This is a genomic window from Paenibacillus sp. CECT 9249 (assembly GCF_918697855.1).
Taxonomy (GTDB): Bacteria; Bacillota; Bacilli; order Paenibacillales; family Paenibacillaceae; genus MSJ-34.
This window is the reverse complement of record NZ_CAKKLI010000020.1, coordinates 53,285-69,604: the sequence shown is the minus strand read 5'-3', so window position 1 is coordinate 69,604 and position 16,320 is coordinate 53,285. Positions and strand designations below refer to the sequence as shown.

Genomic DNA, 16,320 nt, shown 5'->3' with positions numbered 1-16,320 from the left:
GTTCCCTTCGCATGATAACCATAGAGTTTTAGACTAACATTTGAGTTAGCGCGGCAAAAAACAACCGTCCGAGACGGTTGTTCTCTTCAACCACGAGGGGAATAGCTTGATTTAAATCATAGTTTGCAATCGATGCTCTCCTTTCTTATTTTAATTTCCAGGATAGGACTATTTTCTCGAATTCATTTTCGTTTAGTTCATCAGACTGATCGGCTTCGATGAAAATAACGGTTTCGTCCAAAAAAATGTAGCAATATTGTTTGATTACCGATTTCGATGTTTCTGTTTCGATACCGGATACATACGAGATGTTGGCGGGATGGCCATGTATCTCAACATCCTTCGAATCTATAACCTTTAATTCGGAATAATAATTTCGCTGCAAATTCATCTTGTCCAAGAACGCCTGCCTATCTTCGGCAAGAACGGTTTGTTGAAGATTCGTGACACCTAGAGCAGGTTCGCCTGCAGGAACAGGGAACACACCGCCTTTACTGTATAGCTCCAATAAGCCGTATTGTTTTGACAGCTTCCAATCGGTTGGCAAGTCAAGCGAATAGTATGTATCCGATTCGGAGGATGTACCCACCCATCGGAAGGAGGCCAGCATGTTAGTAATTTGATCTTCAATGAGGGTAAATTGCTCTTCCGGAGCGGCTACCTGGATTTGTCCTATTTTTTGCTCCTCACTTTCCAGTAGATAAATCCATTGCGTATACGAGAACCCATCCTTAACGAGACTGCATTTGAGGAGAAGCGCCCGGGCTTTCTTGGCAGTATGTAATATCTCTTTTGAAACGAGCTCTAACCCTTTGGTTTGCAGCGTGTCTGCGGTGAACAGATTGTCAAAATAGTTAATGGCTTGCGTTCCATCAGGTACGGGAAGTTCCATGACCAAAATACTGGTTTGGTGGGTTAGGCTCTCATAACCGACAAATCCGCTTGCTTGCTGAAAATCACCCACTGGAGCAAAGCTCAAGGATGTTCCCGGAATGGTCACATATCCGTCTTCTGGTTCAGCCTTCGTTTCTTCCATCTGGACAAGCGTTACGGGTTTTTCCGAAGCAGCCGAACCGGAATTGCTGCTGTCGCCGGTAGTGGCGGGAGATGAGCCACAGCCTACTAATAAAGATAATAAAGCAATAAGTGTCATTACCTTGTTGTACACGAGATTCCGCCTTTCATAATCATCATCATATTTGGATGGTAAAGATGCTTCTACAATATATCGGAAAGTAACAGTCGACTTTTGATACTTGTACCAGGCGGGTAGAGTGAAAGAAAGTAGAGGGTTTTAAAATGGTTTACCGGGTATTCATGCCATAGGTTGAATTTCGGTTGCCTTTTCGGTAATATAAAACATGAACTGGAAAACTGCAGCTAGGGTTCCGCCGTTGTTGCTTGCGGGTCTGCGACCGAGGGCTGCATCTTTTGCGCCATGCAAAAGGCACCTATTGACATAAAAGGTCCGAGGGGAAAGGTTCAGCGTATTTGTGATGCGTTGAAATCTTTCTTCTCGGATTTTTGTTATTTTAGAGGAGGCAGGAGAGGTATGAAAATCGATGAAATTCGGCCGGGCGTGGCCGTGATCGTGATGGACGGGAACAATCGGGTATTGCTGCAAAAACGTTCCGACGTTGGGTTATGGGGAATCCCGTCGGGTCATGTGGAGCCGGGAGAAACGGTGGCCGAAGCCGCGGTGCGGGAAGTCCGCGAAGAAACGAATTTGCATATACGTATTTTGAAGCTAATAGGCGTTTACTCCGAACCGAGTTCTCAAGTGTTTGTTTATCCGAACGGGAGAACGGTACATTTTGTAACGACATGTTTTTTAGCCGATATCGTAGGGGGAGAGCTTCGCTGCAACTCTGCGGAATCGCTGGACGTCGCATTTTTCCCTGTAACCGATTTGCCTTCAGGGCTGCTGAATATGCATCCTAGATGGTTGGAGGATGCGCTTGCGCATTGTGAACGAGCCTTTATTCGTTAAGTATCGGCGGTCATGGCGAGGCAAAAAAAGGGAGGCTCATCGGCCTCCCGCATGCCGCTAATACTAGCGGCTTCTCTTATTCATTCCATTCGATCGTTTGCAATTCCTTCGTTGTGCCGTTGAAAACCGCTAAACGGCCGTTCCCCAACCATAATGCCCGGATATCTTGGGGACCCGACACGCCAACGATCCACTCCAGCGGATCGGCAGCGGCGATCCGGAATCCGTTGTTTTTGTCCAACCAGGAATAGAAATAGCCGTCGGCCTCCAGACTCATATACCGCTGGTCCCGATCGACAAGCGATTGAACTTTTTTGCCGTTCTCGATTTTATATACCGCTTGTTGCTTGTAATCGTAGTCGAACAGATGGCTTCCCGTCGCCTTATAAGGCGTGAAACCTTCGGATTTCGCCACCCACTGCTGCTTGCCTTGCGGGGAGTAAGAATAGAGCTTGAACCATTCCGCGCCGTTCAACCGTTTGGACATCATCACCGCATACGAGCCGTCCTCTAGGAAGAACGTGTCCCAATACGACTCGTTCGGATATTTGGCTTGGGCGATCAATTTGTTCTGTTCGTTTTTCAAGCTGACAGTGACTTCGAATCCGCCTTTTGCGTTTTTGGAAGTAACGTAGACGTATTTGTTATGGCCGAATTGCTGCAATGTCCCGGAAGCGGTTTTGGACTGGGCGAGCTTTCCTTCCGAATCGTAATAGCTCAGCTTGGAAGAACCGCCAGTACTGTAAGCGACGAGCAGCGTTCCGTTCGGCATGATCCAATAGTTCCATGCGAAGAAGGTGCCTTTGGTGGGCAAGGGGTGAGTAACATGCCGCGTAATGGCGCCGGTCTGCGCGTCGACGGTATGCAGACTCATCGTCTTCTTGTCTTTCGTTTCCGTTTCCAGCAAAATTTCGCCGTTCGCCTCCACTTTTACGGGCGTTCTCTTGATATTATATTTGGTACCGAACGAGGTACGCCATTTCGTTTGGCCTGTGTCGATCTCCACCGCTTTGAAGAGGAGCTCCTCCGCTTCGGTTTCATAGGCAACGATGAGCAGCTTGCCGGACGGGTCTTTAAACCAGCCCAATAAATAATAGATTTCCGATTGCTGCAAGTTCCATAACTGCGAGTAGGATGCAGGCTGCCATTGCCCCGATGAAGCCGGCACTTCGATGGCGATCTCTTCCGTATCTCCGGGTAGGGTGGCGTGAACGGTTTGACCGGCGGCTGGCAGAACCAACAGTATAGATAGCGCCAAGGCAAAACATTGTGATATCCATTTGTTCATTTTCGATCAATCTCCTTCCGTATCAGCTATGCTTACATATCGGCATGACGCAGGTCTAATTGAATAGATCGAAATGGTTCCGCTTAGGATCCGGTGGAGTATTGCAGCATCGTTCGTGTTAATATATAAAGAGATAAAAAGCGACTGGAGTGATGATGCATTGAAAAACGAGATCATTCAACGGTTTACGACCTATGTCAAAGTCGACACGCAGTCCAATGACGAGAGCGATGCTTGTCCGACTACGCTCGGGCAGCTTGAACTGGCGCGCATGCTTGTGGATGAATTGCAAGAGATCGGCATGGAAGAGGTGACAATGGACGAGAACGGATACGTTATGGCCACCTTGCCCTCGAATACGGAGAAAGATGTGCCTACGATCGGGTTTCTGGCCCATATGGATACGGCGACCGATTTTACCGGGGCGGGCGTGAATCCGCAAATCGTCGAGAACTATGACGGAAACGATATCGTTCTGAACAAGGCGCTCAATGTGGTGCTGTCGCCGCAAGATTTCCCGGAATTGGCAGGGTACATAGGCCATACGCTCATTACGACCGACGGAACAACGCTGCTCGGAGCGGACGATAAAGCGGGGATCGCCGAGATTATGACCGCGATGGCGCATCTGATACGGCATCCCGAGATCAAGCATGGCAAGATTAGGGTCGGCTTCACGCCGGACGAGGAGATCGGAAGAGGTCCGCATCGCTTCGACGTGGCCGCTTTCGGCGCCCGTTACGCCTATACGATGGACGGGGGACCGCTCGGGGAACTGGAATATGAAAGCTTCAATGCCGCCGAAGCCAAAATTACGGTCAAAGGGAAAAACGTGCATCCCGGAACGGCGAAAGGCAAAATGGTAAACGCCGCCAAAATCGCCATGGAACTGCACGGCAAATTGCCTGCGCAGGAAGCGCCGGAATATACGGAAGGCTATGAAGGCTTCTATCATCTAGTCTCCATTAGCGGGAATGTAGAAGTGACGCAGATGCGCTATATTATTCGCGACTTCGACAGGGAAAAGTTCAACGGCCGCAAATCTTTTATGGAAAAGATCGTCGCAGACCTGCAAACGGCTTACGGTGCGGAAAATATCATCTTGGACATGAAAGATCAATATTATAACATGCGGGAAAAGATAGAACCGGTCAAGGAAATCGTCGACATCGCTTATGAAGCGATGCAAAATCTGGGCATTCGCCCGATCGTTAACCCGATTCGCGGCGGCACGGACGGTTCGCAGCTTTCGTTTATGGGGCTGCCGACACCGAATATTTTCACCGGCGGCGAAAATTATCACGGCAAGTTCGAATATGTGTCGGTCGATAATATGGTCAAGGCGACGAATGTCATTATCGAAATCGCGAAACTGTTCGAACAGAAGGCTTGAGCGCTGTTTGCCGCAAGAGGCGAGCGCCGTGACGGCGAAGGGAGGGGCTGTTCCTTTTAGGGGGCAGCCTCTTTGCTATGGGCGGTCTGTGCCGCGAGGGCATGTGGCACGGGATGTTGTGCGTGGGGGGAACTGCGTGGCGGGTTGAAGGCTCAGCGCGTAGGCGTGCGTGTGATACGTGGATCGCAGGCTGGGCAGGACTAGCGGCGAGGTGTGGTGCGGGACGTTGGACGCGTGGGCAGAGTGCCGCGAAGCGCCGCAGGTTCGAGCTCTCGTTCGGGAGTAGCTGCAATTATCCATTTAAATTTATAAAAATAGGGGGCCAACGTGGTAGTAACTGCAAAAATCCAGTTATTTCCGGGCGTTTGTGCCATTTTGTCGATTTAGCGAGGGTAGCAAATGGATATTTGCAGTAATTTCGCTCGAAATTGTCCCGATCCGGAAAAATAGATGGAAAATTGCAGCTACTGGGTGTGGTGCGACCAATAGTGCTGGCGTCGAGCATAATGTATATTAGAGTAACGTCGAACGTGTACGTCCATTATCGTAACACCGAGCATGTGCGTGGATTAACAATTATAGCGAACATGTGTACATTAGAGCAACACTGAGCATGTGCATACATTAGCGTAACATCGAGTATGTGAGCGCATTAGCATAACATCGAGCAAGTGCCTCCTATAAGCGGCAATGGTGCCTCCACCCTTGCCGCAACGCCGCCCGCTCCCCGAAGCGCGCTAACAGTGCATATGGCGCTCCGCTTCGTCCCACGGCACGACATACCCTTGTCCCTTCGAGCAGAAGATGGACGAGGACGTGTACGCCGGGTCGGCGTCTTTGTTGTACGCTTTCCTCGCGATCACTTCCTCCGGGTTATGGCACTTGCCGTAACCTCCGAACGCCAGCCGGATCGAGCCCTTCCCTTGCGTAAACGAAGCGAGCTCGGCGCTATAACGGATAAACGTGGCGACCGGAACTTTCCCGGTAATGACGGCTTTGCCGCCGGAGAACTCGGGCGGATCGAACGTGCCGTGCGCCTTCTGCATATCTGTCATGACCCTTCCCATATCGTCGGCGTCGACTCGTATTTTCACATCGTAATAGGGTTCGAGCAGTACGTTGTCCGCTTGCTCCAGCCCTTGCCGCAGCGCGCGGAACGTCGCCTCCCGGAAATCGCCCCCGCTCGTGTGCTTGTTATGCGCCCGGCCTTTCAACAACGTAATGCGCATGTCCGTGACCGGCGCTCCCGTAAGCAGCCCGTGATGATCGCGCTCATGCACATGCTGCTCGACCGCATGCTGATAATTGACCGTCAACACGTCGGGGTGGCAGTTGTTCTCGAATACGATTCCGCTGCCGGGCGAAGCGGGCTCCAGCCTTAGATGCACCTCGGCGTAATGGCCCAGCGGTTCGAAATGGCCGCAGCCGGTCACAGCGGATGCGATCGTTTCCTTATACAATATTTCCGGCGTATCGAACGACACGTCGATATGAAACCGCTCCTTGACCACCTGCTCCAGCACCTCGAGCTGAATGACGCCCATGACATGAAGGTGAATTTCCTGCAAATGCTCGTCCCATACGACACGGAGGGAAGGATCCTCGGCATCCAGCAGACGGAAGCATCGCAGCACTTCCTTCGGGTGCAAGGAAGGAGGATAGACGACTTTCGAGACAAGCGTCGGTACGATCTCGTACACCGCCTGTTGCCGCAGCGCGCCAATCCCGTCGCCGATCGAGACGGCCGACAATCCGGTGACCGCGAATAGCTGTCCGGCTTCCACCCGATCCGTGTTGTCATATTTATGGCCGTTATAGATTCGAATGGAAGTCACTTTCTCCGCGATCGCCTGCTCCGTTCCTGCGGCGCTGACGATTTCATCCCGGATGTGCAGCGTGCCGCGCAGCGCTTTAATAAAAGCAATGCGGGCGCCTTGTTCGTCGTGGCGGATTTTGTAGACCAAGCCCGCAAAATCGCCCTGATTCGAATAATGGCATACCGTCCAACGGTCGAGCTGCTCCAGAAACTCCGCAATGCCGATATCCAGCAAAGCGGAGCCGCAGGCGCAAGGAAACAGCCGCCGTTCGTTTACCATGCTCTTCATCGCTTCCAACCAGGCATCCCGGTCATAAGCCTCTTCCATATATAGCTCCAGCAGCTTGTCGTCGCGCTCGGCGATGAATGCGATCAATTCGTCGTCCATGCGTCCATCATCGTTCAAGGAGGCGACATCGCACACATCCGGGGTCAAGTTCAACCGGATCTCATCCGTCACCCGCCGGACATCCGCCCCGATCCGATCCGTCTTGTTAATAAAGAACAAAGTCGGCACCTTATGCTTGCTTAACAAATGCCAAACCGTCTCCGTATGGCCCTGCACGCCTTCGACCGCGCTTACGACAACGATCGCGTAATCCATCACTTGGACGGCCCGCTCCATTTCCGCGGAGAAGTCGACATGTCCCGGCGTGTCGATCAGCGTATAGGTTTTGCCTTTATAGCGCATTTCGGCCTGATCCGCAAAGATCGTAATGCCGCGTTCCTTCTCGAGTTCGTGTCCGTCCAGGAAAGATTGGCGGTCGTCTACCCGTCCCCGGGTTCGAATGCTGTTCGTATGAAAGAGCAACTGCTCGGCCAACGTCGTTTTGCCTGCGTCCACATGGGCGAACATGCCGATCGTAATGTTCATGGGAGACACCTCGTACCTCGTAGTGAATGATGATGTATAAAACTAGTTCAAATACCGTCCGGTTTGGCTGTACATTTCGGATAACCGGACCGAGGCCGTCTCAATGACGTCTTCGTCCAGCCCGTTCAACTCGCGCAGTTGCTCCAGCTTCCGCTCAAGCGGCGTTGCGGCGTCGAGGTATAGCCCCCATTGCACGAGACAATCGATGCACGCTTCGAATTCGATCCGGTTGAAATGGATATAAGCTTTATAGAGATATGTCCGGGCATGGAAGGAATCGATCGACAGTACGCGATTGAACATTTTGAGCGCGAGATCTTCTTCCGCCATGCTGTAATAAATGAGCCCCAAGTTATAATAGCCGCCGATCGAATCGGGATGCATGCGAATGAAGTCTTCGGCGTCCGACTTCGCTTCCTCGTACCGGTCCGACAAGTAGTGAATATATCCGCGAAGACTGTACAGAATCGAATAGGAAGGATCCGCCTTCAAGCCGGCGGTGCAATCTTCGGCCGCCTGGTCAAGCTCGTTCAATTCAAGACGGCATTCGGCGCGTGCTTCATAGAGAGCCGGATCGCCGGGATTCAGCTCGATCGCTTTCGTAAACGCCTCTGCGGCAAAATCCCATCGCTCCATCGCTTTCAATACGTATCCCATCGCCTTCCGGTAATAAGCCGTCTCCGGCAATTCGGCATCCGCCGCGGCGGCTTCCTGCAAGTCGACCCAGGCTTCGTCATATTTATCGAGCTTATAATACAGATAGCTTCTTTTCATGAAAACTTCCGCATCGGCCGATAGCTCTAATGCCCGCGTATAGGAGGCGACGGCTTGAGATTCCCGTTCCAACGCATGATAGATTTCGCCTTGCTGGACATAATTCAGCGGGTCGTCATCCTCCAGTTCCAGCAGCCTTTGGTTCACAGGCAAGGCTTCTTCGTATCGCTCCAAGCGGCAATACGAATCCGCCAGCCAGTAGCAAGCGACCGGGGATTCCTCGAATTTGCCGTTCAATTCGAGCAGCACCTGCAAGGAACGCTCCTCTTGCTCCTGTCGACGGTATAGCAGCGCTTTTTCATAGTAAGCCTTGAGCAAGCCGGGGTCCGCTTCCAGCGCCCGATTCAAGTCCTGCTCGGCCTCGTTCCATTTGTCGCTCAGCCGATGGAAAATTCCACGCTTCAAGTACAACTCCGCCACGCCCGGGTAAAGCCGGAGCGCTTGGCTGATCGCGTCGGCCGCCAGATCGAATTCCTTCTTTTGCGCGTATAGATCGGATAAATCCATTCGGAATGAATAGGAATTGCGGATTTGCTGCCGAAAAGTTTGGAACGCGCCGTAGCTGTAATTCGTTTTTTGGATGAGCAAGGAGAGGCCGTGATCGGGCTTGGATTCGAATACATCCGCCATTTCGATTCCTTGGAGCAAATAGCGGATCGCTTCGTCCACTTCTCCGGTGGCGTCAAGCGCTCTGGCCATCCCCAAATAATAAACGGGAATATCCCTTCCGGCATACGACAAGGTTTGGCGGAAGGCGTCGACCGCTTCATGAAACTTGCCGCTCTCGTAATAGACCATCGCCAATTCGTAGTACGTCGTGACGACCGTATCCTCGTCTTCCCGCTTGATGCTTTCGTGCAAATCGCGGACCGCTTCGTCGTATCTGGCCAAATCGCGGTACGTAATGCCGCGGGTATACCAGGGCAAATACGAATCCGGTTCCCGCTTGATCACTTCGTCCAAATCGAGCAGCGCTTCCTCTTTCCGCCCCATTTCGCGGAGAATATGCGCTCTTCTCTCGTAAGCCGATATGGCGTTCGTTTGCTCGATGACGGCTCCGATTCTTTGCAGCGCCTCTTCGGGGCGATCGAGATTATGCAAAATTTCCGCGATCTCAAGCTTTTGCCAAAGGGCTGTCGCCTCCGATTCCCCCTTCAAGTAATATTTTGCGGCCAATTCGATCTTCTTTTTGCGAAAATAACGCTGTCCCAACCGGACATACCATTTTTTGACGAATCCCATGTTGAACACTCCTATGTATTGGTGGGAATCCTTTCCCAAGGTCAATTTTGCGGCATACTTGCTTGAACAGCCTCATCAGTTCGTTTTACATCATAATATGCTAACAGATCATAATGATAATATCGACAACTATGTTGTAATTTTTTTGCGCATAGGAGATGTTCGTGCAGATTCGAAATCAACCGAAGCAAAAGAACCGCCCTGCAGCGCGCGCTGCCTGACGGTTCTTTGTTTCAAGCGCCCGGGCGGTTCGGCCCGGTTTCGCTGCCGTTCGAACGTTTCGCCCCCGCATGCTTCTCCCGATATTCGGAGGGCGTCATGCCGACGAGCTTCTTGAACACTTGGGTAAAATAGCGCGGGTCTTGATACCCGACGAGCGGTGCGACCTGAAACACCTTCACTTCCGAATGGAGCAAAATAAAACAAGCTTTGTCCATGCGAACCCGCGTTACATATTCCAGGAAGGTGCAGCCTGTCGCCTGTTTGAATAAGGTGCAAAAATAACTGCAGCTCATCTGCGCCAGTTCGGCCACCTCTTCGATGCCGATATCCTGCTGGTAATGGGTCTCGATATACCGCTTGGCTTTCCCGATCATGGCGGCTCCGTCTTCCTTGGAGCGGGATGCCGCCGCAAGGCCGATCCAAACGGAGAGGCTCTTCTCCAAGATGCGAATCATCTCTTGCAGCGTTGACGCCTGTTCCAAGTCGATATAAGCTTCGTACAATACGTCGTTGGGGACGGATGGAATGAGCGCGAACTGCCGCTGCGCGATGACGGCTATTTCGAACAATATTCGTTTCGCCGTTTCCTTCGTCGCTTCCGAGCGGATCAAATGATCGTACACATTGTGCAACGCGCGTTTGGCTCCGGCTTCGTCCAATAGTTTGACCGCATCGGTTAAACGCTTCTCCTCGGCCGCCGGATAGGCCGGCGCGATCGCCCCGCCCGGGTTGTCGGCCTCATGGACGAAAACCTGCTGCATACCGTCGATAAATTGCCGGTATAATGCGTGTACGGCTTGCCGGTAGCAAGTTCGCAATTGTTGGAAACCGGTATGGGCGCGGCTCATGCCGACGGAGCAGGTTAATTTGGCATTGGTCTGCATCGCCTGGACGATATCCCGCCCCAGCTCGCGCTTTTCGTTCAACGGCATCTCCGGAAACAACAGCACCCATTCCCCGCTATAATACGGAAATACGGTGAAACAACCTTTTTGCGACCCCAATTCCTTCAAAATGTTGTCCGCCGCGAAATACCATAACCGCTTTTCTTCCGCTTTCCATCGGCCCGATACCGATTGCATCCGGTCCAACTGCACCAACGCGAGAAAGAAAGGGGTCTCCAGCATATCCAGGTTCGCCCCTTCCTCCAAAATCGGCGAAGGCGCCTGGCCGTCCATCATTTCCGTATACAGCCGCTCCTGGGCGATGGCGGACAGCCGTTTTAAGGAATGGCGAAGCTGTTCTTGCCGCATCCTGTGGATATGGTATTCGTCCAACTCGAGCTTCGCTTTCCGAACGATATTCTCCAACTCTTCATGGTCGATCGGCTTGAGGATATAATCGAACGCGCCGAAGCGCAAAGCCTCCCTGGCATATTCGAATTCCCCGTAGCCGCTCACCACGATGAAAATCGGTTCTTTCCCTTTATGATTCTTCATCGTCTCTCGCATAAAGGCGATGCCGTCGACGATCGGCATCCGGATATCGCTAACGATCAGATCAGGCGCAAGTTGCCGCGCCGCGTCCAATGCTTCCTTGCCGTTGCGCGCTTCGCCGACGATTTCCATTCCCCAGTCCGCCCAAGGGATCGCGATCTTCAAACTTTCGATAATGATCGGCTCGTCGTCCACGAGCAGTACGCGATACGTACGCTCCATGCCGCACCCTCCTTTCTCTTCCGCAAGCCGCCTTGGCTTACCGGCTGCTCCTCAATCTCCAGTAATTTTGCGCCGCTTGCTCAAGCTTCTTTAGTCCTTCGTCCGGCTGCAATCGCCGATCGACGATATCGGCAACGATATGCAGAAACTTCTGTTTCACTTCCGGCGGCAGCATATTGTCGTAAGGAACGAATTTGGCTTCGGTTTGTTCCGTCAGCCGGATGACCTGGCTGAAGACGGGACCCGCCGTTTGCATATCCGCAAGGCCCGACATCGCCGGAATCCGGTATGCTTCGTTCATCAGCCTTCGCTGAACGTCCGGGCGATACATTTCGGCGAGGAAGGCTAGCGCCGCTTCTTGCTTGCTCTCGTTCAAAGCGGAGGACAGTCCGATGCCGACCGTATATCCTCCCGCGAGCGCTTGCGGATCTCCAGGCCGGATGACGGGGAAGGGGATCACGCCCACGTCGTCCATGAAATGTTGCGGAAACAGCGTAATATCCCAATTTCCGTTTACATACATCGCCGCCTTGCCTTCGGTAAACAAATCGACGGCTTCCTCCGTATCGATGAGATTGGGATTGGCCGGAAAGGCTCCCAATCCGGCCATTTCGTACAAGGATTCCAGTGCGAGCAGATAGTCCGGGTTATCGAAGGAAGCTTCCCCTTTCAGAACGCTTTCGAACCGTTTCGAACCTACCTGCCGATCCATCAAATAATGCGCATAAATGCCGGCGGGCCATTGCGCTTCGTTGCCGAGCGCAAACGGAATGATTCGCTGCCGTTTCAGGGCGGGAATCAGTTCCATCAGTTCGTCGACGGTGCGCGGCGGGGACAGCCCGAATCTTTCGAACATCGTTTTGTTGTAAAACAGCGGTTCGGCATTCCCTTCGAACGGCAGCCCGTATACTTTTCCGTCAAACGTCCATAAGCTTAAATCCGAAAATTGATCCTTCATTCCCCGTTCCTCGATAAATCCGGTCAAATCTAGCAGGCGCCCGGCTCGGACATAAGGCTCGATTTCGGCGCCGCCGAACAGGGAGAAAATATCGGGCGGACGCCCGGTAACCATCTCGCTCTTCAATTTCTGCTCCCGGTGAATCGTCTGATCCAGACCTTCAAAGTCGATCTTGATCCAAGGATGCTCGGCTTCGAATTCGTCGATGACTTGACGGAAAATCCGCTCCACCGGTTTATCGTGCTCCCCGACCCAGAAATGCCGGAAAGTTAGCGTTACTTTCTCCTCGACGGCCGACGTCTGGGAGCTGCCGGGCAATACGCCGCATCCCGCCAACGCGAGCAGCGCCATGACCACGCCCGTTAAGATCGCGATAAGCCTGATTCGAATACGGCGGCGGTTCATACTTGATCCCTCCCCGCGTGCTCGACCTTCGGAATCCGGATGCGGATGACCGTCCCGCACCCTTCGGCCGAACATACGATCAATCCGTAAGGCGGACCGTATTGCATGCGGATTCGTTCGTAAACGTTCTTCAGGCCGACGCCGCTATTTTTATATTTCGTTCCCGCAGCCGGAGAGAACCGGTCGCGCTCGAATTGCGCAAGATCGAATCCGAGCCCGGTATCGGCTACTTCGATAGCGAGATCCTGTCCGAGATCAAACGCTTCGATGCGGATGAAACCGGAATGCTCCATCGTTTCGATGCCGTGATATAAGGCGTTCTCCACAAGCGGCTGAACGATCAGCCGCAGCGTTAACAGATGTTCGAGAGACGGCGGGCACGCGATCGTATAATCGAATTTATCGCGAAACCGCATCTTTTGAATATTCAAGTAATGCTTGACATGCTCCAACTCCATCTTGAGCGGAATGCTCTCCACATTCTCGCTAATGCTGATCCGCAGCAGCTTGCCGAGCGATATGACCATGCGGCTAATATCGCGGTTGCCCGCCAGCACCGCCATCGAATTGATCGATTCCAGCGAGTTGTAGATGAAATGCGGGTTGATCTGGGCGACCAGAGCCTGCATTTCCGCTTCCTTCTTGCGCCGCTGCTCCGTCTCGACCTCGCGCAGCAAGTCGTGGATTTGCACGATCATTTGATTGAACCCGTCGATCAGCAATTTGCTCTCGTCTTTCCAGCGGGTCGGGGAGCGCAGTTGGATATAATGGCCCTGCTCCACTTTCTTCATGCCTCTGGCGCTAATAATTATCGTATTGATTAACGGCCGGATAAATTTCCGTTCGAACAAGAAGCCCGTCAGCAAGGAAAACAAAATCAGCCCGACGGCGATATTGCGGATCGTCCGCGGTTCGCGCTGCAGTTCCTTCAGCGGAGTTACCGCCGCAAGCACCCAGTTCTCATGGGCGGAGGGAACGGTCGTGAGCATCGATTTCTCTCCGTCGAAGCCGGTAATGATATCGCTATGCCCGACGAAAGGGCTTGCCAAGGAGGCCGAAATGACGCTGCCGGTATTGTTGCCCGACTTGTCGAATACGACGTGCCCAGTCCGGTTCAACAGCAAAATATCGCTGCCCGCCACCGTATTCGTCCCCCATAGCGCCTGCTCCAACACATCCGGCTTGACCGTAATGACGATCGCTCCGATATCTTCGAGCGAATAAAATTCTTTGACGACGCGGGCATGGATCAATACCGGGCTGCCTGTCCGGTACGTTCCGTTCTCGCCGGGGCCGAGCCATAACGGCCGGCCTTGGAGATCGAGCATCCGCGGGTACCACGGGGCGTCCGAGAGGGGAGAGGGATCGGTATGGCCGGTCGTGCTGTATATGAGCCGTTTGTTGGAATACAGCTGAAAGGAGGTGATTTTCGGATGCGCCATAATCAGATTGTTCAGTTTCTGGGCGAGTTCGCTTTCGACGCGGTCCGGCGGCTGCTTCAGCAATTGCTGCAAATCCGGCTGAATGATCGCCATATCCGAGACCGCGCTAATCTCGTTCAGTGCGTAGTCAAGCTTGCGGTCGGTATCCTGCAGCGATACCGTATAGAAATTGTCCGTTTTGTTCTCGATCGTGCGCGAGTAAATGGAATAGGAAACGGTCCCCATAATAATGACCGGTATGAAGACGAGCAGTATAATCGCGATTCGGAATTTCAGCTGCAAATGCATACCGGCCACCCTTTCGTTAGCGCTTTCCTAATCATTTCGCGATTCGTCAATCGATTTCCTACATGGCGGCCGCCCAAAACTAGCTTTTAATCGCTCCGCTCGTGAGTCCGGAAATAAACCAGCGGCTGAAGAAAAGAAATACGATCAAAAGCGGCAGCGTCGCGCAGAACGTAGCGGACATGATCATCCCGTAATCGAGGCCGTCCCGGTTCGAGAAAAGCTGCTGCAGCACGATTTGAATCGTGAAATGTTCCGCATTCTTGAGTACGACGAGCGGCCAGAAGAAATCGTTCCATACGTTCATGAACGTAAAGATGCCGAGCGTAGCCAGGGCCGGCAGCACGAGCGGGACGACGACGCTGCGGAAGGTGCGGAAATGCCCGCTGCCGTCGATCCGCGCCGCTTCCAGCAATTCTTTATGAATAGCGGACGATATATATTGCCTCATCCAGAAAATGCCGAACGCGCTCACCATCCCGGGCACGATGATGGCCTGGTACGTATCGATCCATTTCAGCTTTGCCATAATGACGTAATTCGGCAATACGCTAAGCTGCTGCGGCACGAACAACGTGGCGAGCACGAAGACGAACAACACTCTTTTGCCCGGAAAATCGTATTTGGCGAAGGCGTATCCCGCCAGCGTGCAGAAGAACAAGACAAGCACCGTCGTGACGGTCGAGACGAAAAACGAATTGAACAATGCCTGGAAAAATTCGATCCGGTCCAGCACCCGCCGGAAATTGACGAAAAACTGATCCCCGAACGCGAGGGTGGGCGGAACGCGGAAGACGGCGCTGCGGTCATTGGTCGAGATGACGAACATCCAGAGGAAAGGGAAGATCGAGACGAACGCCCCCGCGATCAACAGCAAATAGGAAACGGTCTTTAACAGGTACCCCGGCTTGCGCGAGGCGAATGTTTTGCTCATATGCCGCTTTCCTCCTCTCCGCCCAAGCGATTGCTGAAAATATAATTGCCGATAGAGAACAATATGGTGAAAATAAACAGGATGACGGCCGACGCGGCAGCCGTTCCGAAGAACGAATTGCGGAACGCTTCGCTGTACAAGTAAATGACCATCGTAATCCCTTCCAGGCGCGTAGAACCGGTCCCGGACTGGCCGAGGAATACGAACGGTTCCGTAAACAACTGCAAGCTGCCGATGGTGGACATAAGCACCGTAAAGATGACGAACGGTTTCAGGAGCGGCAACGTAATATGCAGCAATTGCTGTCTGCGGTTCGCCCCGTCGATGAGCGCGGCTTCGTACAAGTCGGCGGGAATGCTTTGCATCCCTGCCAAATAGATGACGGTGTTGTATCCGAGCCAGCGCCAGAAAATCATAAGCGAAATGGCGATCTTGACGCCCCACCATCCCGTGTTCCATGGGACCGGATCAAGCCCGAACAAGCCGACCATCCAGTTCGCGATCCCTTCGCTGCCGAAGAACGAGCTGAATACGAGCGTTACGGCGACGATGGACGTAATGTTGGGCAGAAAATACAGAATCCGGAAGCCCTGTTTAAACCGGATCATGGAAGAGTTGAGCACGACCGCGAGCAGCAAGGCGACAATCAATTGCGGCACTGTGCCCATCAATCCCATAATGAGCGTATTGGCGAACGAGGTCCAGAAGGCGGAGTCTTCGAGCACGAATTGATAATTTTGAACTCCGACGTATTGCATCGGCCCTAGCGCGTCCCATTTAAAGAACGATAGATAAAATGTGAAAAAGATCGGATAAATGCCGAATATCGCGAACAACAGGAAAAAGGGAGAGATGAACAGATAGGCGATGCCGTTGCTTCGTCTTTTCTCCGTCCAGTACGTTCGCGGCGTTTTGTTGCGGCTCCGTATGGCGACATTCGGTTGGTTCATGCCGCACCTCCTTATCAATATGTCATGCGTTGCCATAACCGGTTGCGGCAAGCCAAAGTCCACGGACGCATAACTTCCATGGACTTTGA

The 16,320-nt window shown here is 52.7% G+C and carries 11 protein-coding genes; 2 read left to right on the top strand and 9 right to left on the bottom strand.

Going from position 1 to position 16,320, the window contains the following annotated elements:
- Nucleotides 1-145: 145 nt before the first annotated feature.
- Nucleotides 146-1,168 (bottom strand): hypothetical protein, encoded by a 1,023-nt coding sequence (locus tag LQ229_RS15325; protein ID WP_230192204.1) that lies wholly within the window; start codon nt 1,166-1,168, stop codon nt 146-148.
- Nucleotides 1,169-1,552: 384 nt separating this feature from the next.
- Here LQ229_RS15325 and LQ229_RS15320 point away from each other — a divergent pair, with 384 nt between their 5' ends.
- On the top strand, nt 1,553-1,990 hold the full coding sequence (locus LQ229_RS15320) for an NUDIX domain-containing protein (RefSeq protein ID WP_216539213.1): 438 nt from the start codon (nt 1,553-1,555) through the stop codon (nt 1,988-1,990).
- Between the two features lie 76 nt (nt 1,991-2,066).
- Here the strand turns inward: LQ229_RS15320 and LQ229_RS15315 are convergent, their stop codons facing one another.
- Nucleotides 2,067-3,278 carry a hypothetical protein gene (locus tag LQ229_RS15315; protein WP_230192203.1) on the bottom strand — a complete coding sequence of 404 codons (1,212 nt, stop codon included), beginning with the start codon at nt 3,276-3,278 and terminating at the stop codon, nt 2,067-2,069.
- A gap of 160 nt (nt 3,279-3,438) precedes the next feature.
- Between LQ229_RS15315 and pepT the strand changes: the two genes are divergently transcribed.
- Entirely contained in the window at nt 3,439-4,671 is a 1,233-nt protein-coding gene (gene pepT, locus LQ229_RS15310) for a peptidase T (protein ID WP_230192202.1), read from the top strand.
- A gap of 737 nt (nt 4,672-5,408) precedes the next feature.
- On the opposite strand, the gene LQ229_RS15305 is transcribed toward pepT, so the two are convergent.
- The 7 genes from LQ229_RS15305 to LQ229_RS15275 form a co-directional block, all read right to left on the bottom strand.
- Nucleotides 5,409-7,361: a TetM/TetW/TetO/TetS family tetracycline resistance ribosomal protection protein gene (locus LQ229_RS15305; protein WP_230192201.1), complete on the bottom strand. Its 1,953-nt coding sequence runs from the start codon at nt 7,359-7,361 to the stop codon at nt 5,409-5,411.
- A 42-nt stretch (nt 7,362-7,403) separates the two neighbouring features.
- On the bottom strand, nt 7,404-9,377 hold the full coding sequence (locus LQ229_RS15300) for a tetratricopeptide repeat protein (RefSeq protein WP_230192200.1): 1,974 nt from the start codon (nt 9,375-9,377) through the stop codon (nt 7,404-7,406).
- 233 nt (nt 9,378-9,610) lie between these two features.
- Nucleotides 9,611-11,257 (bottom strand): response regulator, encoded by a 1,647-nt coding sequence (locus LQ229_RS15295; protein WP_216539218.1) that lies wholly within the window; start codon nt 11,255-11,257, stop codon nt 9,611-9,613.
- Nucleotides 11,258-11,294: 37 nt separating this feature from the next.
- Complete coding sequence (locus tag LQ229_RS15290) at nt 11,295-12,620, bottom strand: extracellular solute-binding protein (RefSeq protein WP_230192199.1); 1,326 nt, start codon at nt 12,618-12,620, stop codon at nt 11,295-11,297.
- Nucleotides 12,617-14,350 carry a sensor histidine kinase gene (locus LQ229_RS15285; RefSeq protein ID WP_230192198.1) on the bottom strand — a complete coding sequence of 578 codons (1,734 nt, stop codon included), beginning with the start codon at nt 14,348-14,350 and terminating at the stop codon, nt 12,617-12,619. Before LQ229_RS15285 ends, LQ229_RS15290 begins: the two co-directional genes overlap by 4 nt.
- Before the next feature lie 79 nt (nt 14,351-14,429).
- Nucleotides 14,430-15,281, bottom strand: coding sequence for a carbohydrate ABC transporter permease (locus tag LQ229_RS15280; RefSeq protein ID WP_230192197.1), 852 nt, complete (start codon nt 15,279-15,281; stop codon nt 14,430-14,432).
- Entirely contained in the window at nt 15,278-16,231 is a 954-nt protein-coding gene (locus LQ229_RS15275; protein WP_230192196.1) for a sugar ABC transporter permease, read from the bottom strand. Before LQ229_RS15275 ends, LQ229_RS15280 begins: the two co-directional genes overlap by 4 nt.
- Nucleotides 16,232-16,320: the final 89 nt, after the last annotated feature.

Coding starts and splice junctions, on each gene's coding strand:
- LQ229_RS15320 (WP_216539213.1), top strand. CDS start 1,553: ATGAAAATCGATGAAATTCGGCCGGGCGTGGCCGTGATCGTGATGGAC.
- LQ229_RS15315 (WP_230192203.1), bottom strand. CDS start 3,278: ATGAACAAATGGATATCACAATGTTTTGCCTTGGCGCTATCTATACTG.
- LQ229_RS15305 (WP_230192201.1), bottom strand. CDS start 7,361: ATGAACATTACGATCGGCATGTTCGCCCATGTGGACGCAGGCAAAACG.
- LQ229_RS15300 (WP_230192200.1), bottom strand. CDS start 9,377: ATGGGATTCGTCAAAAAATGGTATGTCCGGTTGGGACAGCGTTATTTT.
- LQ229_RS15295 (WP_216539218.1), bottom strand. CDS start 11,257: ATGGAGCGTACGTATCGCGTACTGCTCGTGGACGACGAGCCGATCATT.
- LQ229_RS15290 (WP_230192199.1), bottom strand. CDS start 12,620: ATGAACCGCCGCCGTATTCGAATCAGGCTTATCGCGATCTTAACGGGC.
- LQ229_RS15285 (WP_230192198.1), bottom strand. CDS start 14,350: ATGCATTTGCAGCTGAAATTCCGAATCGCGATTATACTGCTCGTCTTC.
- LQ229_RS15280 (WP_230192197.1), bottom strand. CDS start 15,281: ATGAGCAAAACATTCGCCTCGCGCAAGCCGGGGTACCTGTTAAAGACC.
- LQ229_RS15275 (WP_230192196.1), bottom strand. CDS start 16,231: ATGAACCAACCGAATGTCGCCATACGGAGCCGCAACAAAACGCCGCGA.